Consider the following 23591-nt stretch of genomic DNA (forward strand, 5'->3'; position numbering starts at 1 on the left):
CCCTACCGTACTTGATCGGTAATGTCACGATAATCTTTCGGAAATCTGAACAGAAACTTTCTGGCCTCAGATATGCATGAACGAGGGTGTATGCCTGCACGTGTTGAGCAGCCGGACCTCGCCGAACGCCGGTCGCGGCGGGTCGAGGAACTGCTTGAGGAGATGACGCTCGACGAGAAGCTCGCGCAACTCGTGGGCGTGTGGCTGAACGTCAATCGCGAGGAGGGCGTGGTCGCGCCGCTGCAGGACTCGATGCAGGGCGAGGACGTGAAGTTCGAGGCGTTCGCCGAGCACGGCGTCGGCCAGATCACCCGCCATTTCGGCACCCGGCCCGTCGAGCCGGAGTGGGCCCGCTCCGCCCTGGCCGCGCGGCAGCGCTGGCTGCGGGAGAACACGCGGCTCGGCATCCCCGCGCTCGCGCACGAGGAGTGCCTGACGGGGCTGGCGGCGTGGCAGGCCACCACCTACCCGGTGCCGCCGGCGTGGGGCGCGTCGTTCGACCCCGCCCTGGTCGAGGAGATGGGCCGCAGGATCGGGGAGAGCATGCGCTCGCTCGGCGTGCACCAGGGCCTGGCACCCGTGCTCGACGTGATCCGCGACCAGCGGTGGGGCCGGGTCGAGGAGTGCGTCTCCGAGGACCCGTACGAGGTGGCCACGATCGGCGCCGCCTACGTGCGCGGCGTGCAGTCCACGGGCGTGATCGCCACCCTGAAGCACTTCGTCGGCTACTCCAACTCCCGGGCCGGCCGCAACCTCGCCCCCGTGCACGCGGGCGCCCGCGAGGTGGCCGACACGCTGCTGTTCCCGTTCGAGGTCGCGGTGCGCGACGCGGGCGCCGGCTCGGTGATGAACTCCTACGCCGAGATCGACGGCATCCCGATCGCCGCCGACGACCACTACCTCACCGGGATCCTGCGCGACCGGTGGGGCTTCGAGGGCACGGTCGTCGCCGACTACTTCGCGGTGGCGTTCCTGCACACCCTGCACGCGGTCGCCGAGGACGCCGGCGACGCCGCCGTCCAGGCGCTGACCGCCGGCATCGACGTCGAGCTGCCGACCGGCGTGACCTACCTGGAGCCGCTGCGGCAGGCGATCGCCGAGGGCCGGATCGAGGAGTCGCTGATCGACCGGGCGCTGCGCCGCGTGCTGCGGCAGAAGGCGGAGCTCGGGCTGCTCGACGACGACTACGACCCTGAGCCGTCCGGCCCCGTGGACCTCGACGACCCCGGCTCCCGCGACCTGGCCCGGCGGCTGGCCGAGGAGTCGATCATCCTGCTGACCAACGACGGCGTGCTCCCCCTCCAGGCCGAGGGGAAGAAGATCGCGGTCGTCGGGCCGAACGCCGACGACGTGGCCGCGCTGTTCGGCTGCTACTCCTTCGTCCAGCACGTGCTGCCGCACTTCCCCGGCGTCGAGACCGGCATTGCCGCCCCCACCGTGCTGGAGGCGCTGCGCGCGGAGCTGCCCGGAGCGCAGATCAGCACGGCGAAGGGCACCGGCGTGGACGACGGCGACCGCGAGGGCATCCCCGCCGCCGCCCGCCTGGCCGCCGGGTCCGACGTCGCGGTCCTGGTGCTGGGCGACCGGTCGGGGCTGTTCGGCCGGGGCACCTCCGGCGAGGGCTGCGACGCCGAGAGCCTCGACCTGCCGGGCGCGCAGCAGGAGCTGGCCGAGGCGGTGCTGGCCACGGGCACGCCGACCGTGGTGGTGCTGATGACGGGCCGCGCGTACGCCGTGCCCGGCATCGTCGAGGGCGCCGCCGCGGTCGTGCAGGCGTACTTCCCCGGCGAGGAGGGCGCCGGGGCCATCGCCCGCGTGCTCAGCGGCGCCGTGAACCCCTCGGGCCGGCTGCCGATGAGCATGCCGCGCGGCACCGCCGGCCAGCCCTACAGCTACCTGCACCCGCGGCTCGGCGCGGCCAGCTCGGTCAGCAACCTCGACCCCGCCCCCGTCCTGGCCTTCGGGCACGGGCTGAGCTACACCCGCTTCGAGTACGCCGGCCTCACCGTCGAGGCCGAGGTCCCGGCCGGGCAGCCGATCCGGTGCTCGGTGGTGGTGCGCAACACCGGCGACCGGGCCGGCGCGGAGGTCGTCCAGGTGTACGCCGCCGACCGGATCGCCTCGGTCACCCGCCCCCTCGCCCAGCTCGTCGGCTACGCCCGCGTCGAGCTGGCGCCCGGGAGCAGCGCGCGGGTCGCGTTCGACGTGCCGGCCCGGCTGCTGTCGTTCACCGGCAGGGACGGTCGGCGCGTGGTCGAGCCCGGCGAGGTCGGCCTGTCCGTACGCCGCTCCGTCGCGGACGTGGTGGACGAGCGGACGGTCACGCTGACCGGCCCGGTGTACGAGTTCACCGGCTCCGAGCGCCGTCTGACGGACGTTTCCATTGAAGATCACAACTGACGGGAGCAGTGGCATGTCGCGTATGGAGGGTTTCCGGCGGCGGGTGGGGGGATTCGCGTTCGGCGGCGACTACAACCCCGAGCAGTGGGACCGCGAGGTGTGGCAGGAGGACGTCCGGCTGATGCGCGAGGCCGGCGTGAACACCGTCAGCCTGGGCGTGTTCGCGTGGGCCTCGCTGGAGCCCGAGCCCGGCAGGTACGAGTTCGGCTGGATGGACGAGATCATGGATCTCCTCCACGACAACGGCATCAGCGTCAACCTGGCCACCCCCACGGCGGCGCCGCCCGTCTGGCTGACGCACCTGCACCCCGAGGTGTTCCCCATCAGGGAGGACGGGCACCCGTTCGGCTTCGGCAACCGCATGCAGTACGACCCGTCGTCGCCCATCTACCGCAAGTACGCGGCCCGGATCACCACCAAGCTGGCCGAGCGCTACTCCTTCCACCCGGCGCTGGCGATGTGGCACATCAGCAACGAGTACGGGCCCACCTCGTACGGCCCCGCCGCCGCCGCCAACTTCCGGACGTGGCTGAAGCGCAGGTACGGCACCCTCGACCGGCTGAACGAGGCGTGGACGACCCGCTTCTGGGGCCAGGTCTACGCCGACTGGGAGCAGGTCGACGTCCCGCACATCCCCCGCACCTGGATGAACCCCACCCGCCGGCTCGACTTCAAGCGCTTCACCTCCGACGCGCTGCTGGAGTGCTACCTCGCCGAGCGGGACATCGTGCGCTCCTTCCGCGACGACATCCCGGTCATGACCAACTTCATGCGTTTCTTCCGGCACGCCGACTACTGGAAGTGGGCGCCGGAGGAGGACGCGGCCGCGCTCGACATCTACCCGAACCCGGCCGACCCCGACTCCCACGTGTCGGCGGCCTTCAACTACGACCTGTTCCGCTCGCTCAAGGGCGGGCAGCCGTGGATGCTGATGGAGCAGTCGAGCAGCGCGGTCAGCCAGTGGCAGCTCAACATCGTCAAGGAGCCCGGCCGGATGCGGCTCGGCTCGCTGCAGGCGGTGTCGCGGGCGGCCGACTCGGTGATGTTCTTCCAGTGGCGGGCCAGCCGGGGCGGCCAGGAGCGCTTCCACTCGGCGATGCTGCCGCACTCCGGGCCCGACTCGCGCACGTTCAGGGAGATCACCGACCTGGGCCGGGAGGTCAAGCTGCTCGCCCCGGTCGCCGGCACCCGGTCGCGGTCGGACATCGCGATCATGTTCGACTGGGACGGCTGGTGGGGGCTGGAGGAGGTCTTCGGCCTGCCGCGCTCCGACTTCAGCTACACCGACACCGTCATGCGGCACTACACGCCGCTGTGGGAGCGCCACCACGCCGTGGACGTGGTGGGCCACGCCTCGCCGCTGGACGGGTACAAGGTGCTGATCGTGCCGAACGCGTACCTGATCGACGACGAGGCCGTCGCGCGCATCCACGAGTTCGCCAGGAACGGCGGGACCGTGATCATGTCGTTCTTCTCCGGCGTCGTGGACGCCGACAACCGGGTCAGGCCGAACGGCTACCCGGGGGCGTTCCGCGAGCTCATCGGGGCGAAGATCGACGAGTACTGGCCGGCGCGGCCGCACGAGGAGTTCGCCGTGACGTTCGCCGACGGGCGGCGCGCGACGGCGACCTGGTGGCGCGACGACCTGCACCTGGAGACGGGCAAGGCGCTGGCCACGTACGCGGACGGGCTGCTGGAGGGGCGGGCCGCCGTGGTCGAGAACACCTACGGCGCCGGGCGCGTCGTCTACTTCGCGACCCTGCTGGAGCGGGAGGCGTTCGACGCCACCGTGGCGGGGGTCGTCGAGGAGGCGGGTGTGCGCTCGCGCTTCGAGGGGGTTCCCGCGCACGTGGAGTGCACCGTGCGGGGCGACGACGCCTACGACTACGTGTTCCTGCTCAACCACAGCGCCGAGGCGGGCGCGTCCGTCCCCGTGGGAGGGGAGGGGACGGACCTGCTCACCGGCCAGGCGGTGGCGGGCGAGGTCGCGCTGGCGCCGCTCGGCGCGGCGGTCATCCAGATCGCCCGCGCGTGACGTCCTGAGCGGGGGCGCCGGTCGCGCCCCCGCTCGGAGCGCGGGATCCCGAGGTCCGGGGCTTCTGGTCCCCCCTGTCGTCACGCCTGCGAGGCCAGCGCCAGGGACACCAGGAACGGGACGGGGATGAGCACGGCCGCACCGAGCCATGCAGACAGCCGCCGCCCGTGCCAGAGCGGAAGGGCCACATCGAGCACGATCACCTGCGTCGAGGTCAGCAGACCGGTTACCACCAGGAGAACGGTGAGGACGAACCCGTTGTCGAGGGTCTCGTAGTTGCAGTTGGTGGGCTCGGTGAGGGCGCAGTCCATCGGCAGGTACTCGGTCAGCAGCCACCACGCCAGATGGAGCGGCACCATGGCGGGCACGCCGAGCCCGAGGTTCGTCAGAGCGGGGCCCCACAGGGCGCTTCTTGCTCGCCCTTCGCGGCCGACACGCGTATCAGTCAATTGTCACGCTCTCACTCCGTTTCCCTGCCTGACGGATCCGCATCGGTTCGTTCAGCCCCAGCCCTGGCCACGGACGGCAGCGGACGTCCGGGATCTTGATACACGTGCTCCGTACGAGGGTATGGGCTCGATATCCAGCGTTCTGTCCGCACGCGCGGAAATGCAGCACGATCAGCAGCCGGTCGTGCCGCTCCCGGGTGCCGGCTCCTACGCGTACGCGATCGCGACCTCGACGGCGGGCCGGTAGGCCGCGACCTGGTCGGGTGTCCAGCCGGTGGGGCCGTGCGCCGTGTCGTGAGTGACGATCCGGTAGATCAGCGCCCGCACCAGCATCTGGCCCCACTCCGGCAGGTGCGCCCAGCGGGCGGCCAGCGCGGGCGAGGCGCCGTACCAGCACAGGGCGTCGGCGACCGCGACCGCCGCCGCCCACGACGGTGGCCGCCAGTAGAGCGGCCAGTCGATGATCGCCGGAGGCAGTCCCGCGGCGAACAGCACGTTGCCCGGCAGGTCCCCGTGCACGGCCTGCGCCGGGAGCCCGACCGGGCGGCGCGCCCGGAGGAGGGGCTCCAGCAGCCCCGCCGCGCCGGACGGGGCCGGCAGTTCCTCCCACGCCACCCGGTCGCCGCGGGACCAGGGATCGTCGCGCGCGTCCAGGAAGGACGGGCGGGGCAGGTGCGCGATCGCCTCGTGGAAGGCGGCCGCGGCGCGCAGTATCTCGTCCTGCCTGCGCACGTCCGGCTCGCCGGGCACCAGCCGGTACGCCTCCCAGCCCCGCGTCACCCACCCGCCGTCCGCCGCCGCCACGGGACGCGGCACCCGGAAGGCGGGCGAGCCGGGCAGGGCGGCGAGGACCTCGGCCCGCCAGAGGGTTTCCGGCAGGAACGCGGTCCGCTTGAGCACCAGGGGCCCGGCCCGCCACGCGCCTCCCATCCAGACCGGCTCGGCCGCGGCCACCCCGTAGGCGGCCAGGACACCGGCAGGCGGCGGCCCGTCCCCGGGGGCCGAGGGGCCGGAGGGGGCCGCGGGAGGCGGTGCGGCGTTCATGGTGAGGCCGCGCGGTGGCAAGCGGAGGGCATGGCGGTCACGAGGACGCGGGCGGGGTCCCCGCCCGGAGCGCGGCGGTCACGAGGGGACGGGCGGGGTCGCGAGCCAGGCGGCGATGTCCGTCCTGAGCCGCGCCTTCGTCTCCTCCGGCGCGAACGACGCGTCGATCGACGCCCTGGCGAACCCGGCGAGCTCCGCGTCCCCGTAGCCGAAGACCTCCCGCAACCGCGCGTACTCCGCCGCCAGCGCCGTCTCCCCGTCCGTGTTGACCGTGACGGCCAGCCCCGCCTCCCGCAGCCGGGGCAGCGGATGCTCGGCCAGCGACGGCACGAGCCCGAGCAGCACGTTCGAGAACGGGCAGACCTCCAGCGGGAGCCCGCGCTCGCGCACCTCGGCCACCAGCGCGGCGTCGTCGAGCACCCGGATGCCGTGCCCGAGCCGCTCGGTGTGCCCCAGCTCGATGGCCTCCCGGATGCTGCCGGCCCCCGCCGCCTCCCCCGCGTGGTGCACCAGGTGCAGCCCGGCGTCCCTGGCCGCGTCGCACACCTGCGCGAACGGCGCCAGCGGGTAGCTCTCGTCCCCCGCCAGGCCGATGCCGATCACCCGGTCGTGGCGCAGGGCCAGCTTGTACGTCTGCCACATCCGCTCCACCGGCCGCCGCCTGGAGTGGTCGAGCAGCACCCGGCACTCGATCCCGTACCTGGCCTGCCCCTCGGCCAGCCCGTCGAGCACCGCCTCCAGCGGCATCTCCGGATCACCGACGCGTTCGCCGTGCGACGCGGCCGTGAAGGTGACCTCGACGTACCGGGTGCCCTGGGCCGCCTCGTCGGCGCAGAACTCCACCGCGACCCGGCGGAACCGATCGGCCGTGGTCAGCAGCTCGCGCACCTTGGCCCGCTGGTCGGCGAACTGCCTGAAGGTCGCGAACCCTCCCTCGGGCTCCGGCGGGCCGCCCCACTCGCGCACGGTCGCCGGCCGTACGGTGCTCTCCAGGTGAACGTGCAGGTGGGCCTTCGGCAACGTCCGTACGTCTCTCACGTGCGACCACCTTATGGGCCCGCCGAATCGCCCGCAGCTCAATTTCCGGACGTACCGTCACAGACGGGGCCTTCGCCGGAGGAACGGATGCCTAAGCAGGTGACCGCTTGGTGAGGCGGAGCTTCGACTGCTTGTGGGGCAGCCGTTCCCAGTCGTCCATGAACGTCGCGTTGAAACCGTACCTGCCGGCCAGCGCGACGAGCGTCTCGGTGCGGTAGTAGAAGTCCTCCCGCAGGACCTGGTGCTCCCTGCCCTCGGTGCGGTCGAAGGTGAAGTCGAACCACGCGCCGGGCTTCATGACCCTGCCCACGTGGGCGAAGCACTCCTCGATCACGTCCAGCGGGGAGTGCGAGAAGACGCTGTGCGCGTGCACGACGTCGAAGTGCTCGTCGGGCAGGAAGGCGAAGCGCAGGTCGCGTACGGGAGTGAGGTGGGGCAGCTTGTCCGCCAGGCCGTGCTGGACGAGCGTGTTCTGGGCGGCCATGAGGATGTCGGGCGAGATGTCGATGCCGTAGTAGTTGCCGGTGTGCAGGTAGTCGATGAACAGGTGGCCGGCCCGCAGGTTGCCGCAGCCGATCTCCAGCATCCGGCATTCGGGCTTCAGACCGTGCTCCACCAGGTAGTCGAACTGCATGCGGCCCAGGGCCAGCCACCGCTTGTGGGTGTGCGAGCCGACGGCGCCCTCGGGGTCGCGGGCCGTGTCGGACTTCATGACGGCCCTGTAGTAGCCGATGTGGTCCCGCGTACGCAGCCTGAACCACGTGTCGCGGGCCAGGCGCCGCAGGTGGGGGATGATCTTGTGTGGGTTCTTGACGGCGTACGTCGCTTGGTGGACGAGGCTCGATCGGGAGCGTTTCACGCCTTGGAATCTAGGCCAGGGGTGTGGTCGTCCATAGGGCTGTCGCGACACTCTTGATTTCCCGTTTGCGCAGCCTTTCTGTCACCCACCGCCCGCCCTCCTCCTCCGCCGCCCTGCGAGGGCTTGAGGAGGGGGCCATGGCGAAGGCCGCGGCGGGCAGGCAACGCTGCGCCCCGCCTCGGGCCACCGCCTGGCTCGGGCAGCGGCCTGGCTCGGGTGGCGGCCTGGCTCGGGTGGCGGCCTGGCTCGGCTGACCGCCCAGCTCAAGTAGCAGCCTGGCTCGGGTGGTCGCCTAGCTCAGGTAGTCGCGCAGGGCCAGGGAGCGGGACGGGTGGCGGAGCTTGGACATGGTCTTGGCCTCGATCTGGCGGATGCGCTCGCGGGTGACGCCGTAGATGCGGCCGATCTCGTCGAGCGTCATGGGCTTGCCGTCCGTGAGGCCGTACCGCATGCTGATCACGCCCGCCTCGCGCTCGGAGAGCTGGTCGAGCAGGGCCCGCAGCTGCTGCTGGAGCAGCGTGAACGAGACCGCGTCCGCCGGCGAGACCGCCTCGGTGTCCTCGATGAGGTCGCCGAACTCGCTGTCGCCCTCCTCTCCCAGCGGCGTGTGCAGGGAGATCGGCTCGCGCCCGTACCGCTGGACCTCGATGACGCGGTCGACCTCGAGCTCGCTCTCCTTGGCCACCTCCTCGGGGGTGGGCTCGCGCCCGAGTTCGCTCTGCAGCCGCCGCTGAACCCGCGCGACCTTGTTGATCAGCTCCACCATGTGGACGGGGATGCGGATCGTCCGGGCCTGGTCGGCCATGGCGCGGGTGATGGCCTGCTTGATCCACCAGGTGGCGTACGTGGAGAACTTGTAGCCGAGCTGGTAGTCGAACTTCTCGATCGTCCGGATCAGCCCCAGGTTCCCTTCCTGGATCAGGTCCAGGAAGAGCATGCCGCGACCGGTGTAGCGCTTGGCGATGGAGACCACCAGCCGCAGGTTGGCCTCCAGCATGCGGCGCTTGGCGCGCAGGCCGTCGTCGGCGATCCACTCGAGTTCGGTGCGCAGCTCGTCCGGCAGGTTCGGCTCCGTGTCGAGCCGTTCCCTGGCGAACAGCCCCGCCTCGATGCGCTTGGCGAGGTCGATCTCCTGCTCGGCGGTGAGCAGGGGCACGCGGCCGATCTCCTTCAGGTAGGCCTTGACCGAGTCGGCGCCGACGGCCGCGCCACCGTCGGCGCCGGCCTCGGCGCTGGTGTCGTCCAGTTCGAGAACCTCTGCTGCTTGGGACAAGACTCTCTCCTCGCTCGCTTTGGATGATGGACGGCGGCCTAAATTTAGGTCGCACCTAACTTTAGGTGCCCTCTAGGAGAGGGTCAACCTAAAATAAGGTCGAACCTAACTTTTTGTGGAAGACTGGGGCCATGAGCACCGACACCTTGGGGTTGAGGGAACAGAAGAAGCGAGAGACCCGGCAGGCCATCTCTGACCACGCTACCCAACTGTTCCTGGAACGTGGCTTCGACCGGACGACGATCGCCGACATCGCCGCCGCGGCCCGGGTCGCCAAGATGACCGTGACCAACTACTTCCCGCGCAAGGAGGACCTGGCTCTCGACCACCACGAGGAGTTCGCGGCGGGGCTGGCGGAGACGGTCGCGCGCCGCCCGGCCGGGGAGTCGGCGCTCGGGGCCGTGCGGGGGGCGTATCTGGCGGCGCTGGAGCGGCGCGACCCGGTCATCGGCTTCACCGGGCTGGACTTCGCCCGGATGATCGCCGACAGCCCCACCCTGGTGGCCCGCCTGCGCGACCTGCACGACCAGCGCGAGGAGGCCCTGGCCCGGCACCTCGTGCAGGAGGCCCCGGGGGATCCGGTCGCCGCGCGGGCCGTGGCGGCGCAACTCGCGGCGGCGGACCGGCTGCTCTTCCGGGAACTGCAGGTCCGCATGCTGGCGGGCGAGGCCGATGAGGACGGCATCGCCGCCACGCTGGGCGAGATGGCGCGCCGGGTCTTCGACCTGCTGGAGCCCGCCATCGGCGAATACGCCATCCGCTGAACGCCCCGCCACCGCCGTGCCTCGTGCCCGCCGGGCAAAGAAGTCAGCCCCGCTGCGTCCGGCAAGCAGGCGAAGCCCGCTCTGCCCGGCACACAAGTCACGCCACCCGGGCCTGGCACGCAGGCCGGGCCGCTCCGCCTGGCAAGCAGCCATGCCCACTCTCTGCCCGGCGAGCAAGTCACGCCACCTCTGCCGGCGAGCGGGACACGCACACGACAGCCTCCCCGCTCCCCCTCATGGGGCCGTCACGGAGCTCCCGGGCGGCGACCATACGATCTCCCCTTCCTCCACCCCGGCGAACGCCATCAATCGTGCCCCCTCGGCGGCCAGCTCCCCCATCACCTCGTCCGGCAGCGGTTGGAAGGGCTCGACCGTGAGCACGCCGTCCTTAAGGTCCCACACGCCACCGACAGTTCCGCCGACGAGGAAGGTGGGATAGACGACCGCCCCCACGCACACCGCCTTGCGCTGCTCGGTGGTCATCATCCGGCTCCGGTCGGCGAAGGCGACGATGAGGTTGTCGAACCAGGGCAGGAAGCGTACGGGCGCGGGCACGTCGCCGGCGGCGAGCGGCGCGTCCGCCAGGTCGTAGAGGACACGCCCGGAGACGTCGTGGTAGCGGCGGAGGCCGGGCATCGCCTCCATGACCCCGCGCAGCCGCGTCAGCCCCGACCACATCTGCACGTCCATCACGCTCGCCGGCCCGTACGCCGCCAGGTACCGCGCCACCAGCCGCTCCACCGCCGGCGCCGGCTCCAGCGGCCGTCCCAGCCACTCCTCCGCCAGCGTGAACGGCGTGGGCCCGCCCTTCCCCCAGATGCCGTTCGGCGGCGTGTGCACGATCGGCAGCAGCGCCTGCGCGGAGAAGCCCAGCGCCGTCGGGTCGACCTCGGGCCACCGCTCCCGCAGCAGGTCGCGGATCTGCGGGCGGGTGAGCGTGCGTCCGGCCAGGTGCCCGCGCGCCAGTGCCGCCAGCTCCTCCACGTCCACCCCGCGCATCAGCCGCCCGAACGCCCCCTGCCGGGTCCGGGAGAGGATCACCTGCACCAGCGGCCGGATCCAGACGTAGTCGTCGGCCAGCGTCAGGTGCTGGGTCCCGCGCAGCAGCGAGCCCCGCACCACCTGCCTGCCGTACAGGAGCGAGGCCAGGTCGTCCTGGGTGAAGGAGGCCAGGCGGGTCCACAGCCCGATGTACGGGGCGTCGATCTCCTGTCCCTGCACCGCGACCAGCCGCTCGATGGCCTGGGCGGCGGACAGCTCGGACCGGTTCAGCAGCAGTTGCCGCTCCAGCGTCGTACGGTTGAGCACTCGGAGGCCGAGCTCGCGGGTCAGCGTCATGTGCGCAGCGTACGAACTATTGCGGCAAGTTCCCTTCCGCATTGCGCAGCTCCTCCAGGGCGTCGCGCAGGTGCCCGGCCAGCTCCCAGGCGTCCGGCACCATCTCCCTGTCGGTGACGATCCCGATGTCGAGCGAGCCGTCGTAGGAGAAGGCCGTGATGTTCACGCCCCCGCTCACCTCGGTGATCACCGAGACGGGGAAGTGGCACAGCAGCCGCGCGCCGCACACGTACAGGGGGAACTGGGGGCCCGGCACGTTCGAGACGATCACGTTGATCGGCGGCGCGGCCTGCCCGACCAGCGCGAACGCCGAGCGCGAGGCCAGCCCCATGAGGGCCGCCGGCATCGACTCGCTGAACTCGCGCAGCCACCGCGCGGGCGCCAGCGAGAACCTGTCCTTGATCCGGTGCATGGCGTGCCGGACGTGGTGCAGCCGCGCGACGGGGTCGGCGACGTGGACGGCCAGCGGCGCCGTCATGATCGCCACCTGGTTGCCGGGCCCCTCCTCCCCCACCGCACGCAGCGAGAACGGCACCCCGGCCACCAGCGGCTGCCGCGGCACCCCGCCGTGCCGGGCCAGCCACGCGCGCAGCCCGCCCGCGCACACGGTCATGACCACGTCGTTGACCGTGACGCCGAACGCCTTGCGCACCTGCTTGATCTCCTCCAGAGGCAGCGACACGAACGCGAAGCGCCGGTGCCCGGACAGCGGCCCGCTGAACGGCGTCCTGGGCGCGGGCAGCGCCGGCAGGTCCGGCGCCCGGCCGCTGCCGGCCAGGCGGCGGGCGAGCCCGGAGACGGCCGCGGTGCCGGGGATCCAGGACACGACGGGGATCTCGTCCAGGTGCGGCATGGCGCGGGCGGCGAACCGCAGGGCGCCGGCGGGGTTGCCCGCCAGCCTGGCCAGGCCGCGCGCCACCATGGCCAGCGGCGCGGGCGCCGGCTCGTCCCGCTCGGGCGGGTGCGGGGGCGGCGGCCCGGGCTCGGGGGTGAGGTCGAGCAGCGCGGCCAGCACGTCGGCGCCGCCGATGCCGTCCACGGCCGCGTGGTGGATCTTCGTGTAGAGGCCCATGCGTCCGCCGGACAGCCCGTGGATCAGGTAGATCTCCCACAGGGGCCGGCCTCGGTCGAGCCGCCGGGCGTGCAGGCGCGAGACCTGGTCGGCGAGCTGCCGGTCGTCGCCGGGCGGCGGCAGGCCGATCTCGCGTACGTGGTAGTCGAGGTCGAGATCGTCCTCCTGCACCCAGTACGGGTGGTCCAGCCCCAGCGGCACCGTGGCCAGCCGGCGCCGTAGCGCGGGCACGTACGGGAGCTTGCGTTCGAGCAGGGCTTGCAGGTCGGCCCGGTTCAGATCGCCGTCCAGCACGGCCAGGCCGGCGATGTTGGCGATGTTGGTTGCGGTCTCGAAATGGAGGAACTGCGCGTCCAGGGCGGTCAGCTGTGGCATCGTCACACCTCCGCCCCCGAACCAATCAGACTGCGTCCACCGCTTCAAGGGCCAAGGAGCCGGCGTCGGGCTCGGCGAAGGCGAGCAGCCGCAGGCCCTCCTCCTCCAGCAGGCCCAGGTCGGTCCTGCCGAACGGGCTGACGAGCAGCCTGGCCTTCTTGCCCGAGCGCTTGATCTGCCAGGTGCCGGCCGCGAAGCCGTCCACCAGGTAGACGGCCCGTACCCGCAGGTTCTTGGTGGTGACGAAGCCCTTGTGCTCGTCGGCCAGCACGCGGGTGCGGTCGGCGTGGCCGAGGATCAGCGTGTCGAAGTCGGGCAGGAACCGTACGGGGGCGGGCACGTCGCCGCCGGGCCGGGGCGCGCCAGGCAGGTCGAACAGCTCGCGCCCGGCGAAGTCGGTCACCCGTTCCAGGTCCATGCCGGCCATGACCTCGCGCAGCCCGCCGAGCCCCGACCAGGTCTGCACGTCGGCGGGGGTGGCGGGCCCGAACGCGGCCAGGTAGCGCTCGACCAGGGCGGGCGCGTCCGCGGGCGCCATCGGGATGCCCGGCAGGCCGAACGCCGGGTCGCGCGGGTAGCTCCAGCGATCCTGCGTCGGCTCGATGACCAGCGGGGTGAGCATGCGCGCGGCGTACCCGAGCGCCCGGTCGTACCCGCCGGGGAACTCCTCCAGCAGCCGGGGCCGCAACTCGTTGAACGTCATGGGCCCCGCCGCCAGCAGCCGTCCGGCGGCGGCCGCGACCGCGTCGAGGTCGACCCCGTCGAAGCGGCGCGCCGCCGCACCCAGCACGGGCGCCACCAGCGGCCGGAACGCCGCGAAGTCGGCGGCCGTCACCAGGTGCAGCGTGGCCCGCCACAGGGTGGCGCGCACCAGCGTGCGCGCGTGCAGCGCCGCGTGCAGGTCGTCGCGCCCGAACCCGGCCAGCCGCGTCCACACCCCGAGGTACGGCGGGCGCGGCTCCTGCGCCTGCAACCCCACCAGCCGGTGCACCACGTCGGCCGCGTCCCCCTCGTGGCGGGAGAGAAGATGCTGGCGGGCCAGGGTGGCACGGTTGAGGTCGCGAAGGCTGAGCATCTACATATCATGCCCTTCCCCATTAAAGAGGTACGTGCCACGTACCCCGCCCTGTCCGACGGATACGCCTACCTCGACGGCGCCGCCGGCACGCAGACCCCCCGGCCCGTGATCGACGCCATCGCCACCGCCTACCGGACGGGGATCGGCAACATCGGCGGCGCCTTCCCCGCCAGCCACCGCTCCGACGCCATCGTGGCCGCCTGCCGCGCCGCCGTGGCCGACCTGGTCGGCGGCCATCCCGACGGCGTCATCCTCGGCCCGAACATGACCACCCTCACCTACCGCCTGTCCAGGGCCCTGGCCGGCCCGGGTGACGAGGTGGTGCTGTCCCGGCTCGACCACGACGCCAACGTGCGCCCCTGGACGCAGACCGGTGCCACCGTACGCTGGGCCGAGGTGGACCCGGTCACCGGCGAGCTGCCCGTCGAGCAGTACGCCGCCCTGATCAACGAGCGGACCAGGGTCGTCGCCGTCACGGCGGCCAGCAACATCCTCGGCACCCGCCCCGACGTGCCGGCCATCGCCGAGCTGGCGCACCGGGCCGGCGCGCTCATGTACGTGGACGGCGTGCACGCCACCCCGCACGGCCCCGTGGACATGCGGGCGATGGGCGCCGACTTCTACGCCACCAGTGCCTACAAGTGGTCGGGCCCGCACATCGGCGCCGTGATCGCCGACCCCGCGCTGCTGGAGACGATCAGGCCGGACAAGCTGGCCTCCTCTCCTGACACGGTGCCGCACCGGTTCGAGACGGGCACGCTGCCGTTCGCCGACCTGGACGGGGTGACCGCCGCCGTGGACCACCTCGCCGCCATGGTGCCGGGCGCGGGCAACCGCCGCGAGCGCCTGCTCACCTCGATGGCCGCCGCGGAGGAGCACGAGCTGGCGCTGTTCGCGGTGCTCATCGAGGGTCTTGAGACGATGCCGCACGTCACCGTGTACGGCAAGCCGGCCAGGCGCACCGCCACCGCGTACTTCAACGTGGCCGGCCACGCCCCGCGCCAGGTGGCCGAGCACCTGGCCAGGCGGGGCGTGAACGTGTGGAGCGGCCACAACTACGCCTGGGAGCTGACCGGCGCGCTCGGCATCCGCGACACGGGCAGCGCGGTCCGCGCCGGCCTGGTGCACTACAACGACCGCTCGGACGTGGACCGGCTCCTGGAGGGGGTGGCGGGCCTGGCGTGAAACCCGGCCGAGCTCGTCCGCCGGCGGGTGTGCATGGTGCACGGTCAGGCCGTGGCGACTGTGTGATGTCACCACTGACACCCTCCTGACCAGCGCATATGGTGGGCCGCCAAGCAACACCTCCCGCCTGCGAAGGAGCTCGGCATGGCCTCAGCCGTCGGCGTCGACGATTACGCGCTCACCCGGGTCCCCCAGAGCGCCCGCTACTCCTGGTGGTCGGTCGCCGTTCAACGGTTCGGCCAGGTTTCCGCGCTGAGCCAGTTCCTGCTCGGCGCCACGCTCGGCTTCGGGATGGGGTTCTGGGAGGCGTTCGTGGCGCTCACCCTGGGCGCCGTCATCCTCGAGGTGGTCGCCGTCTTCGTCGGCATCATCGGGATGCGGGAGGGGATGTCCACCTCCATGCTGGCCCGCTGGACGGGGTTCGGCAGGTCCGGGTCGGCGCTGATCGGGCTGGCGATCGGGATCAGCCTCGTGGGCTGGTTCGGCATCCAGTCGGCGGTCTCCGCGCAGGGGCTGGCCGCGCTGGTGGGCGTGCTGCCCGAGTGGGGCTGGTCGCTGGTGTTCGGGCTGGTGGTCACCTCGATCGTGCTGTGGGGGTTCGGCTCCATGGCGTGGACGGCGTACGTCACGGTGCCCGCGTTCCTCGTCCTGGTCGGCTGGTCGATCATCAGCGAGCTGTCCCGGCACGACGTGGGCGCGCTGATGGCCTCGGCGCCGCCGGGCCCGCAGCTCAGCCTGCTGGAGGGCACGACGCTGGTCGCGGGCGGGTTCATCGTGGGCTCGATCATCACGCCGGACATGACCCGGTTCAACCGCAGCGTCGCCGACGTGGTCAAGCAGACGGTGGTCGGCGTCACGCTCGGCGAGTACGTCATCGGCATGGCCGGCGTGCTGCTCGCGCACGCCGTCGGCACCAGCGAGATCACCACCATCGTCACCTCGTCGGTCGGCTGGGTCGGCATCCTGGTGATCGTCGCGGGCACCGTGAAGATCAACGACTGGAACCTCTACTCCTCCGGCCTCGGCCTGGTGAACTTCGTCGGCACCGTCTTCGGCAGGCGCGTGCACCGCGGCCTGGCCACCGCGCTGATCGGCGTCGTGGGCAGCGTGCTGGCCGCGGCCGGCATCCTGGGCGCCTTCACCGAGTTCCTGACGCTGCTCGGCGTGGCGTTCCCGCCGATCGCGGGGATCATGGTGGCCGAGTACTTCGTGGTCCGGCGCTGGCGCGGCGATCTGGAGGCGGCCAGGGCGAGCGGGCGGCTGCCCGAGCAGGCTCCGGCCTGGGTGCCGGCCACGCTGGTGATCTGGCTGGTCGCGGCCCTGGTGGGCAGGTTCGTGGAGATCGGGCTCGGCAGCATCAACTCGCTGGTCGTCGCGTTCGTTCTGTACGTGGTGGCGGGGAAGCTGGGCCTGGTGCGGGGCGTGGGGGCCGGGCGTACCGAGCAGGCGCGGGCCTGAGAGACAAGTGAGGGGATTTCTCGTGCGTATCGGCATCGACGTGGGCGGCACCAACACCGACGCCGTCCTCCTGGACGGGCGGCAGGTGCTCGCCGCCGTCAAGACCAGCACCACCGCGGACGTCACCTCCGGCATCGTGGCCGCCATCGCGGGGTTGCAGGAGCAGCGGCCGTTCGACCCGGCGGACGTGCGGGCGGTGATGATCGGCACGACGCACTTCATCAACGCCCTGGTCGAGGCGCGCCGGCTGGCCCCGACGGCGGCGCTGCGGCTGAGCCTGCCGGCGGGGGCGTCGCTGCCGCCGATGGTGGACTGGCCCGGGCGGCTGATCGAGGCGGTGTCCGGGCGCGGCTACCTGGTGCACGGCGGGCACGAGTTCGACGGCAGGCACATCGCCGAGCTGGACGAGGCCGAGGTGCGCAAGGCCGCCGCGGACATGGGCCAGGCCGGGGTGCGCAGCGTCGCGATCACGTCGGTGTTCTCGCCGGTCAACGCCGAGTTCGAGGCGCGCGCCGCGGAGATCGTCGCCGCCGAGCTGCCGGACGCGGCCATCTCGCTGTCCTCCGAGATCGGCCGCATCGGGCTGCTGGAGCGGGAGAACGCCACTATCATCAACGCCGCCCTGCGCGAGCTGGCCGCGCACATCGTGGACGGCCTGGCCTCCTCGGTCAGCGGGGCGGGCATCACCGCGCCGCTGTACCTGAGCCAGAACGACGGCACGCTCATGGACGTGGACTTCGCCCGCCGCTACCCGGTGGCCACGTTCGCCTCGGGGCCGACCAACTCCATGCGCGGCGCCGCCGTGCTGTCCGGGCTCGACACCTGCGCGGTGGTGGACGTGGGCGGCACCACCAGCGACGTGGGCGTGCTGCGGCACGGCTTCCCGCGCGAGGCCACGACCGACGTGACCGTGGCCGGGATCCGCACCAACTTCCGCATGCCGGACGTGCTGTCCATCGGCATCGGCGGCGGCAGCCGGGTGCGCGAAGGAGCCGTGGGCCCCGACTCCGTGGGCCCCGACTCCGTGGGCTACGAGCTGACCTCCAGGGCGCTGGTGTTCGGCGGCGACACGCTGACCGCCACCGACATCGCCGTGGCGGCGGGCCGGGCCGAGATCGGCGACCCCTCCCTGGTCGCGCACCTGGACAGGGGCCTGGTCGAGGCGGCGCTGCGGCGCATCGCCGACGACGTGGCCGACGTGGTGGAGCGCATGCGCACCTCCGCCGAGCCGCTCCCGGTCGTGGCCGTCGGCGGCGGCTCCGTGCTGCTGCCCGACGAGCTGGCCGGCGCGGGCGAGGTGCGGCGGCCCGACCACTACGCCGTGGCCAACGCGATCGGCGCGGCCATCGCCCAGATCGGCGGCGAGGTGGACCGCGTGTACGCCGTCGAGCCCGGCCGCCGCGACGCCGTCGTGGACGCCGCCAAGCAGGAGGCCGTGGACCGGGCCGTGGCGGCCGGCGCGTCCCCCTCGACCGTGCAGATCGTGGACTTCGACGAGGTGCCGATCCCGTACCTGCCCGGCAACGCCACCCGCATCAGGGCCAAGGCCGTGGGCGAACTGCAGCTCACCGACGCGAAGGGACGCTGACACATGCGCGAGATCACCCTGGCGGACCTGGACGACATCGCGACCGGCGCGGCCGTCCTCGGCACCGGCGGCGGCGGCGACCCGCACATCGGCCGCCTGCTGGCCGCCTCCGCGGTGCGCGAGTACGGCCCCGTGAAGCTGTGCCCGCTGGAGGAGCTGCCCGCCGGCGCCGCCCTCGTCCAGGTGGCGATGATGGGCGCGCCCACCGTGATGGTGGAGAAGCTGCCCTCCGTCGACCAGGTCTCCGCCGCTGCCGGCGCGCTGAGCGGCTACCTCGGCAGCGGCCTGACCCACATCGCCTGCGCCGAGGCCGGCGGCGTCAACTCGCTCATCCCGGTGGTCGCGGCGGCGCAGCTCGGGCTGCCGCTGGTGGACGCCGACGGCATGGGGCGGGCCTTCCCCGAGATCCAGATGGTCCTGCCCACCCTGTACGGCGTGCGCGCCACGCCGATGGCCATCGCCGACGAGAAGGGCAACCGCGCCGTCCTGGACACCGTGGACAACCACTGGGCCGAACGCCTGGCCCGCTCCGCGACCATCGACATGGGCTGCTCCGCCATGATCAGCTCGTACGCTATGACCGGCGCCCAGGCTCGCGACTCGCTCGTGCCCGGCACCCTCAGCCTCTGCGCCGAGCTGGGCAGGCTGGTGCGCGAGTCGCGCGCCGCGCACGCCGACCCGGTGGCCGCCGTGGTCGCCCGGCTGGGCGGCTCGACGCTGTTCACCGGCAAGGTGACCGACGTCGAGCGCCGCACCGTGACCGGGTTCGCCCGCGGCACCGCGACCCTGTCGGGCCTGGACGGCGACGCCGGGAGCGCGCTGACGCTGCGCTTCCAGAACGAGTACCTGGTCGCCGAGGTGGACGGCCGGGTGCGGGCGACCGTACCGGACCTGATCTGCACCCTGGACCGCGAGAGCGGGGAGGCCGTCACGACCGAGGCGCTGCGGTTCGGGCAGCGGGTGACGGTCATCGCCGCCCCCGCGGACCCGCGCTGGCACACCCCCGAGGGGCTGGCGCTGGCCGGGCCGCGGTACTTCGGCTACGACCTCGACCCCGTCGGGGCGGCCGGATGAGCTGGGAGCTGACCGAGGAGGACCTGCCGGACCTGGCCCGCGGCGCCGCCGTCCTGGGCACGGGCGGGGGCGGCGACCCGTACGTGGGGCACCTGCTGGTGCGCGAGGCCATCCGCGAGCACGGCCCTGTCACCGTGCTGGACCCGGACGAGGTGGACGACGACACGCTGGTCATCCCCACCGCCCAGATGGGCGCGCCGACGGTGGTGCACGAGAAGCTGCCGCGCGGCACGGAGCCGGTCGCCGCGCTGCGCGCGCTGGAGGCGCACCTGGGCAGGAAGGCCGGCGCGACCATGCCGATCGAGTGCGGCGGCATCAACTCGATGATCCCGCTCGTCGTCGCCGCCAGGACCGGCCTGCCCGTCGTGGACGCCGACGGCATGGGGCGCGCCTTCCCCGAGCTGCAGATGGAGACGTTCGCGGTGTACGGGGTGCCGGGCTCGCCGATGGTCGTGGCCGGGGAGCGCGGCGAGACCACGATCATCGACACCGGCGCCGACAACGCGCGCATGGAGTGGCTGGCCCGCGGCGTCACGATCCGCCTCGGCGGCGTGGCGCACATCGCCGAGTACCCGATGACCGGCGCCCAGGTCAAGCGCACGGCCGTGCCGCGCACGCTGTCCCTCGCCCGCACGGTGGGCCGCACGCTCGGGCAGGCCAGGCAGATCTCGGCCGACCCGATCGCGGCGCTGGCCGAGGCCCTGCGCGACACCCTGTACGGGCACCTGCGCGTGCTGTTCCGCGGGAAGGTCACCGACGTCGAACGGCGTACCGAGGCCGGCTTCGCCCGCGGCAGGGCGGCGGCGGTGTCCTTTGACGGGCGGCACGAGCTGGAGCTGATGTTCCAGAACGAGCACCTGGTGGCGCTGGTGGACGGCCAGCCGCGCTGCCTCGTCCCGGACCTGGTGTGCGTGCTGGAGTCGGAGCAGGCCGAGCCGATCACCACCGAGAGCCTGCGGTACGGCCAGCGGATCACGGTCGTGGGCATCTCCACGCCCGCCCTCATGCGCACCCCCGAGGCGCTCGCGGTGTTCGGGCCCGCCGCGTTCGGCCTGCCGTACGCGTTCAGGCCCGTCGAGGAGGTCGCGTGAGAGGGGCGGAGGCGTCCTCCGGCGGGGTCAGGCCGCCGGGGGGTCGTAGTCGTTCCAGCTCGGCGGCTGGGTCATGAGCTGCTGCCAGGTGGGCCAGCTCTGGCCGGTGTGCTGGCGCAGGAGCTCCCCGGTCAGGGTGAACGGCGGGGCCTTGTGGGGTTGGGCGAGCCCCTGGGCGACGATCGCGTCGTACAGGGCGGCCGAGGCCCGCAGGCGGGGCAGCGCCGCGTGGATGCGGTCGGCGTAGCCGGCCGGGAGGGTGTAGGGCCCGTGCGGGCCGAGGTCGAAGCCGGCGCCCGCCGAGACGAGCGCGATCTCCGGCCGCTTGCGCAGGGCGACGTCGGGGTGCAGGTGCAGGGCGATGGCGTCCCAGACGACCTCGAGGCGCTCTGGCGACACTCCCAGGCCGGTGAGGAAGCTGACGGCGTGGTCGGCGCCGTCGATGTCGAAGGGCTGCTCGCTGCCGCTCAGCCCTGTGTCGCCCAGCCCCGTGTCGTGCAGCACGCAGCCCAGGAACAGCAGCTCGTCGTCGTAGTCGTGGCCGGGGCGCCGCCCCTCCTGCCCGCCGATGAAGCGGCCGTACAGGTAGCTGCGCATGCTGTGGTTGAAGATGGCCGGGTGCTCGATGTCCCGGGCGTGCCGCATCGCGGCCAGGGCGAGGTCGGTGCGGGGGAAGGGCAGGGAGTCGTAGTCCACCGGAGTTCCTCTCGGCAATCCTTCAGTTAGCCTGAAGCTTAGTGGATGCTTCAGGCACCCTGAAGGTTGGGGACATGGCGCGATCTGTGGGAAGCATGTCGTTGACGCCATCCCGGCGCGAGCGCGAACCTGGGGGACGTGCACTCATCCCGCATCGCCTTCGTGATCTTCGAGGGCTTCCAGTCGCTCGACCTCGTCGGGCCGCACGAGGTGTTCCGGCAGGCCGGAGGCTACGACTGCAAGATCGTGGCCCCCCTGTCAGGGCCGGTGAACGCCGAGAGCGGCCTGCCGGTGCACGCCGGGCACGGGGTCACGGCGCTGCGGCCGACCGGCTTCGACACGCTGATCGTCGCCGGCGGCGCGGGCGTCTACACCGCCAGGCACGACCCCGGCCTGACCGGCTGGATCGCCACCGCCGCCCGCGACGCCCGGCGGGTCGCCTCCGTCTGCAGCGGAGCGTTCCTGCTGGCCGAGGCCGGCCTGCTGGACGGCCGGCGCGTCACCACCCACTGGGCCAGGGCCGAACGGCTCGCCCGGGAGTACCCCGCCGTCACCGTCCAGCCCGATCCCATCTTCATCCACGACGGCCGCATCTGGTCCTCCGCCGGAGTGACCGCCGGCATGGACCTCGCGCTGGCCCTGGTGGAGGAGGACCGGGGACAGCAGGTGGCCCTGAAGGTGGCCCGCCAGCTCGTGCTGTTCCTGCGCAGGCCCGGCAACCAGTCCCAGTTCAGCGTGGGCCTGTGGTCGATGCAGCCCTCCTCCGACCCGATCCGCCGGGCCGTGACGGCCATCCACGCCGACCCCGGCGCCCGGCACGACATCGCCGGCCTGGCCGCGCACGCCGGGCTCAGTCCCCGCCACCTGCAACGCCGCTTCACCACCGAACTCGGCATCCCGCCCGCCGCCTACGTCGAACGGGTCCGGGTGGAGGCCGCGCAGCGAGCCCTGGAGAACGGCGGCGACCCCGTCGAGGCCATCGCCCGCCGCTACGGCTTCGGCACCGCCGAGACGCTGCGCCGCAGCTTCCACCGCTGCCTGGGCATCGCCCCCTCCGACTACCGCGACCGTTTCCGATCCACCACGGGAGAACACCTGTGACCACGTACGGACTGCTGCTCTTCGACGTCGCCGAAGAACTCGACTTCGCCGGCCCCTGGGAGGTCTTCACCACCTCGGCCATCCTGCGCGGCGGCGCCGACACCGCGCTGCTCCTCGCCGAGCACCCCGACCCCGTCCGCTGCGCCAAGGGCATGCACGTGCTGCCCGACCGCACCCTGGGCGACCACCCGCCGCTGGACGTCCTGCTGGTGCCCGGCGGCCGCGGCGCCCGCGAGATCGAACCGCACAACCCCGCCGTCACCGGCTGGATCGCCAAGACCGCCGCCCAGGCCGACTGGGTCATGAGCGTGTGCACCGGCGCCTTCCTGCTCCACGCCGCCGGCCCCGCCCGCGGCCGCCGCGTGGCCACGCACCGCACCTACGAGGACGCCCTGGAAGCGCGCGGGGACGTCACCGTCGTCCGCGACGCCCGCTACGTCGTCGACGGCGACCTGATCACCACCCAGGGCGTCTCCGCCGGCATCGACGGCGCGCTCTGGCTCATCGGCCGCCTGCACGGCCGCGACCACGCACGCGCCGTACGCCGCGAGATCCAGTACGAGCCCGCCCCGCCCTACCTCGCCGACGAGCCCCTCTGACCGTGCCGCCCCGCGCCGGCGGCCGGGGCTGGACAACCCGTCTCACCGCATGATCACAATATGGCGCTGTTCGATATGAAAGGCCGAACGTGATCAGAAAAGGCATCGCGGGGCTGCTGGCCCCGATCGCCATACTTCTCAGCACCAGCGTCACGGGTGCCGCAGCGCAGGACGGAGCCCCCGCGCCCACCCATCCCGGACCGGTCTACGCGACCGTCACCGACACGAGCGGGAAGCTGTCCTTACAGACGTTCGGGCGTCCGGACGGAAAGGACATGGTGTTCCGGATCTCCGGATCGGTGTACGCCAACATCGAGGGCAACAGCCTGGACCCGGCGATGCGGCACGGCCAGAAGCTGTTCAACATCGAGGGCTACAACATCCGGCGGCTGTACCGGGTCCCCGACACCAACCAGCTCTACCAGCTCTCGCGGGAGATCGTCTTCTACACGGATCCGGCGGATCCGCGGCGCGTCCTGCGGGAGTGGAAGAACCCGATCGACGGCAAGACGTACCCGGTCGTCCCCATCAACAACGACACCGTGAACTTCGGCCCGTTCACGATCACCTCCGCCTACGCCGGCCCGCCGCTGCAGCACCTGCACGACGAGACGGTGTGGACCAGCGACATCCCCGTCCGCACGAACTTCGCCACCACCCTCGGCGAGGGGTTCGGCCTGACCGGAGGCGTGTACGCCGCGCAGGAGATGTTCGACTTCTCCGTCGATGAGCGCGAGGTGGCGGAGCGCACCGGGCCCGGCGTGCCGGGCGGCGCGATGGAGACGAAGATCAGCTGGGCGCGGACCAGCCCGTGGGCGCCGTTCATGTGCCTGCCGGAGACCGACGTGCGCGGTCAGCTCACCTACCACGCCCGGAGCTGGTCGCTGGACTCCTACGCCCAGATCGAGCCGTGGCTGCGGGCCGAGGTCGAGGCGGGCTACCCGCTGTACAAGTCCGCCCCCAGCGCGCCGGGGGCGAGCGAGAACTCCTGGACGTCCTTCTACAACAAGCAGCTCGGCAAGGGGGCCACCACCTGGGCAGGATGGTGCGCCGCCAACGGCCGCGCCTGAACGC

The 23591-nt window shown here is 72.4% G+C and carries 20 protein-coding genes; 11 read left to right on the forward strand and 9 right to left on the reverse strand.

What is annotated here, in order from left to right; translation table 11 throughout:
* Positions 1-90 precede the first annotated feature (90 nt).
* Positions 91-2400, forward strand: a complete 2310-nt coding sequence (locus AB0I79_RS28635; RefSeq protein WP_357878893.1) for a glycoside hydrolase family 3 N-terminal domain-containing protein — start codon at positions 91-93, stop codon at positions 2398-2400.
* Positions 2401-2413: 13 nt separating this feature from the next.
* Positions 2414-4435 carry a beta-galactosidase gene (locus AB0I79_RS28640; RefSeq protein ID WP_357878896.1) on the forward strand — a complete coding sequence of 674 codons (2022 nt, stop codon included), beginning with the start codon at positions 2414-2416 and terminating at the stop codon, positions 4433-4435.
* Positions 4436-4515: 80 nt separating this feature from the next.
* On the opposite strand, the gene AB0I79_RS28645 is transcribed toward AB0I79_RS28640, so the two are convergent.
* From AB0I79_RS28645 to AB0I79_RS28665, 5 genes are all read right to left on the reverse strand, one after another.
* Positions 4516-4884, reverse strand: coding sequence for a hypothetical protein (locus AB0I79_RS28645; RefSeq protein ID WP_357878898.1), 369 nt, complete (start codon positions 4882-4884; stop codon positions 4516-4518).
* Positions 4885-5091: 207 nt separating this feature from the next.
* Positions 5092-5949: a TIGR02569 family protein gene (locus tag AB0I79_RS28650; protein WP_357878901.1), complete on the reverse strand. Its 858-nt coding sequence runs from the start codon at positions 5947-5949 to the stop codon at positions 5092-5094.
* Positions 5950-6006: 57 nt separating this feature from the next.
* Complete coding sequence (add, locus tag AB0I79_RS28655) at positions 6007-6966, reverse strand: adenosine deaminase (RefSeq protein WP_357878904.1); 960 nt, start codon at positions 6964-6966, stop codon at positions 6007-6009.
* Between the two features lie 91 nt (positions 6967-7057).
* A complete protein-coding gene (locus AB0I79_RS28660; protein WP_357878907.1) occupies positions 7058-7825 on the reverse strand; it encodes a class I SAM-dependent methyltransferase in 768 nt (255 codons plus the stop codon).
* A gap of 292 nt (positions 7826-8117) precedes the next feature.
* The gene (locus AB0I79_RS28665; protein ID WP_357878911.1) at positions 8118-9098 is read right to left on the reverse strand and encodes an RNA polymerase sigma factor; all 981 of its coding nucleotides are present in this window, start codon (positions 9096-9098) and stop codon (positions 8118-8120) included.
* Positions 9099-9229: 131 nt separating this feature from the next.
* Between AB0I79_RS28665 and AB0I79_RS28670 the strand changes: the two genes are divergently transcribed.
* The gene (locus AB0I79_RS28670; protein WP_357878914.1) at positions 9230-9862 is read left to right on the forward strand and encodes a TetR family transcriptional regulator; all 633 of its coding nucleotides are present in this window, start codon (positions 9230-9232) and stop codon (positions 9860-9862) included.
* A 234-nt stretch (positions 9863-10096) separates the two neighbouring features.
* Here AB0I79_RS28670 and AB0I79_RS28675 read toward each other — a convergent pair whose 3' ends face one another.
* The 3 genes from AB0I79_RS28675 to AB0I79_RS28685 are packed head-to-tail and all read right to left on the reverse strand — an operon-like array spanning position 10097 to position 13722.
* Positions 10097-11200 carry a winged helix DNA-binding domain-containing protein gene (locus AB0I79_RS28675; protein WP_357878917.1) on the reverse strand — a complete coding sequence of 368 codons (1104 nt, stop codon included), beginning with the start codon at positions 11198-11200 and terminating at the stop codon, positions 10097-10099.
* Positions 11201-11216: 16 nt separating this feature from the next.
* Complete coding sequence (locus AB0I79_RS28680; protein WP_357878920.1) at positions 11217-12647, reverse strand: wax ester/triacylglycerol synthase family O-acyltransferase; 1431 nt, start codon at positions 12645-12647, stop codon at positions 11217-11219.
* Positions 12648-12672: 25 nt separating this feature from the next.
* Positions 12673-13722: a winged helix DNA-binding domain-containing protein gene (locus AB0I79_RS28685; protein ID WP_357878923.1), complete on the reverse strand. Its 1050-nt coding sequence runs from the start codon at positions 13720-13722 to the stop codon at positions 12673-12675.
* A gap of 9 nt (positions 13723-13731) precedes the next feature.
* On the opposite strand from AB0I79_RS28685, the gene AB0I79_RS28690 reads away from it, so the two are divergent.
* From AB0I79_RS28690 to AB0I79_RS28710, 5 genes are all read left to right on the forward strand, one after another.
* On the forward strand, positions 13732-14910 hold the full coding sequence (locus AB0I79_RS28690; protein ID WP_357878926.1) for a cysteine desulfurase-like protein: 1179 nt from the start codon (positions 13732-13734) through the stop codon (positions 14908-14910).
* Positions 14911-15054: 144 nt separating this feature from the next.
* Positions 15055-16368 (forward strand): cytosine permease, encoded by a 1314-nt coding sequence (locus AB0I79_RS28695; RefSeq protein WP_357878928.1) that lies wholly within the window; start codon positions 15055-15057, stop codon positions 16366-16368.
* A 22-nt stretch (positions 16369-16390) separates the two neighbouring features.
* Positions 16391-17956 (forward strand): hydantoinase/oxoprolinase family protein, encoded by a 1566-nt coding sequence (locus AB0I79_RS28700; protein WP_357878931.1) that lies wholly within the window; start codon positions 16391-16393, stop codon positions 17954-17956.
* Between the two features lie 3 nt (positions 17957-17959).
* Positions 17960-19030, forward strand: coding sequence for a DUF917 domain-containing protein (locus AB0I79_RS28705; RefSeq protein ID WP_357878934.1), 1071 nt, complete (start codon positions 17960-17962; stop codon positions 19028-19030).
* On the forward strand, positions 19027-20121 hold the full coding sequence (locus tag AB0I79_RS28710) for a DUF917 domain-containing protein (protein WP_357878937.1): 1095 nt from the start codon (positions 19027-19029) through the stop codon (positions 20119-20121). The genes AB0I79_RS28705 and AB0I79_RS28710 overlap by 4 nt, the downstream gene beginning before the upstream one ends.
* A gap of 27 nt (positions 20122-20148) precedes the next feature.
* Here the strand turns inward: AB0I79_RS28710 and AB0I79_RS28715 are convergent, their stop codons facing one another.
* Positions 20149-20817 carry an HD domain-containing protein gene (locus AB0I79_RS28715; protein WP_357878940.1) on the reverse strand — a complete coding sequence of 223 codons (669 nt, stop codon included), beginning with the start codon at positions 20815-20817 and terminating at the stop codon, positions 20149-20151.
* Positions 20818-20955: 138 nt separating this feature from the next.
* Between AB0I79_RS28715 and AB0I79_RS28720 the strand changes: the two genes are divergently transcribed.
* The 3 genes from AB0I79_RS28720 (at position 20956) to AB0I79_RS28730 (ending at position 23587) form a co-directional block, all read left to right on the forward strand.
* Positions 20956-21918, forward strand: a complete 963-nt coding sequence (locus AB0I79_RS28720; protein ID WP_357878943.1) for a GlxA family transcriptional regulator — start codon at positions 20956-20958, stop codon at positions 21916-21918.
* Positions 21915-22517, forward strand: coding sequence for a DJ-1/PfpI family protein (locus AB0I79_RS28725; protein ID WP_357878946.1), 603 nt, complete (start codon positions 21915-21917; stop codon positions 22515-22517). Before AB0I79_RS28720 ends, AB0I79_RS28725 begins: the two co-directional genes overlap by 4 nt.
* An 89-nt stretch (positions 22518-22606) precedes the next feature.
* Positions 22607-23587 (forward strand): DUF1838 family protein, encoded by a 981-nt coding sequence (locus AB0I79_RS28730; RefSeq protein ID WP_357878949.1) that lies wholly within the window; start codon positions 22607-22609, stop codon positions 23585-23587.
* Positions 23588-23591: the final 4 nt, after the last annotated feature.

The sequence above is a fragment of the Nonomuraea sp. NPDC050202 genome (assembly GCF_040656115.1).
Taxonomy (GTDB): Bacteria; Actinomycetota; Actinomycetes; order Streptosporangiales; family Streptosporangiaceae; genus Nonomuraea.

Coding starts and splice junctions, on each gene's coding strand:
- AB0I79_RS28680 (WP_357878920.1), bottom strand. CDS start 12,647: ATGCCACAGCTGACCGCCCTGGACGCGCAGTTCCTCCATTTCGAGACC.
- AB0I79_RS28705 (WP_357878934.1), top strand. CDS start 17,960: ATGCGCGAGATCACCCTGGCGGACCTGGACGACATCGCGACCGGCGCG.
- AB0I79_RS28690 (WP_357878926.1), top strand. CDS start 13,732: ATGCCCTTCCCCATTAAAGAGGTACGTGCCACGTACCCCGCCCTGTCC.
- AB0I79_RS28635 (WP_357878893.1), top strand. CDS start 91: ATGCCTGCACGTGTTGAGCAGCCGGACCTCGCCGAACGCCGGTCGCGG.
- AB0I79_RS28670 (WP_357878914.1), top strand. CDS start 9,230: ATGAGCACCGACACCTTGGGGTTGAGGGAACAGAAGAAGCGAGAGACC.
- AB0I79_RS28675 (WP_357878917.1), bottom strand. CDS start 11,200: ATGACGCTGACCCGCGAGCTCGGCCTCCGAGTGCTCAACCGTACGACG.
- AB0I79_RS28640 (WP_357878896.1), top strand. CDS start 2,414: ATGTCGCGTATGGAGGGTTTCCGGCGGCGGGTGGGGGGATTCGCGTTC.
- AB0I79_RS28695 (WP_357878928.1), top strand. CDS start 15,055: ATGGCCTCAGCCGTCGGCGTCGACGATTACGCGCTCACCCGGGTCCCC.
- AB0I79_RS28710 (WP_357878937.1), top strand. CDS start 19,027: ATGAGCTGGGAGCTGACCGAGGAGGACCTGCCGGACCTGGCCCGCGGC.
- AB0I79_RS28685 (WP_357878923.1), bottom strand. CDS start 13,722: ATGCTCAGCCTTCGCGACCTCAACCGTGCCACCCTGGCCCGCCAGCAT.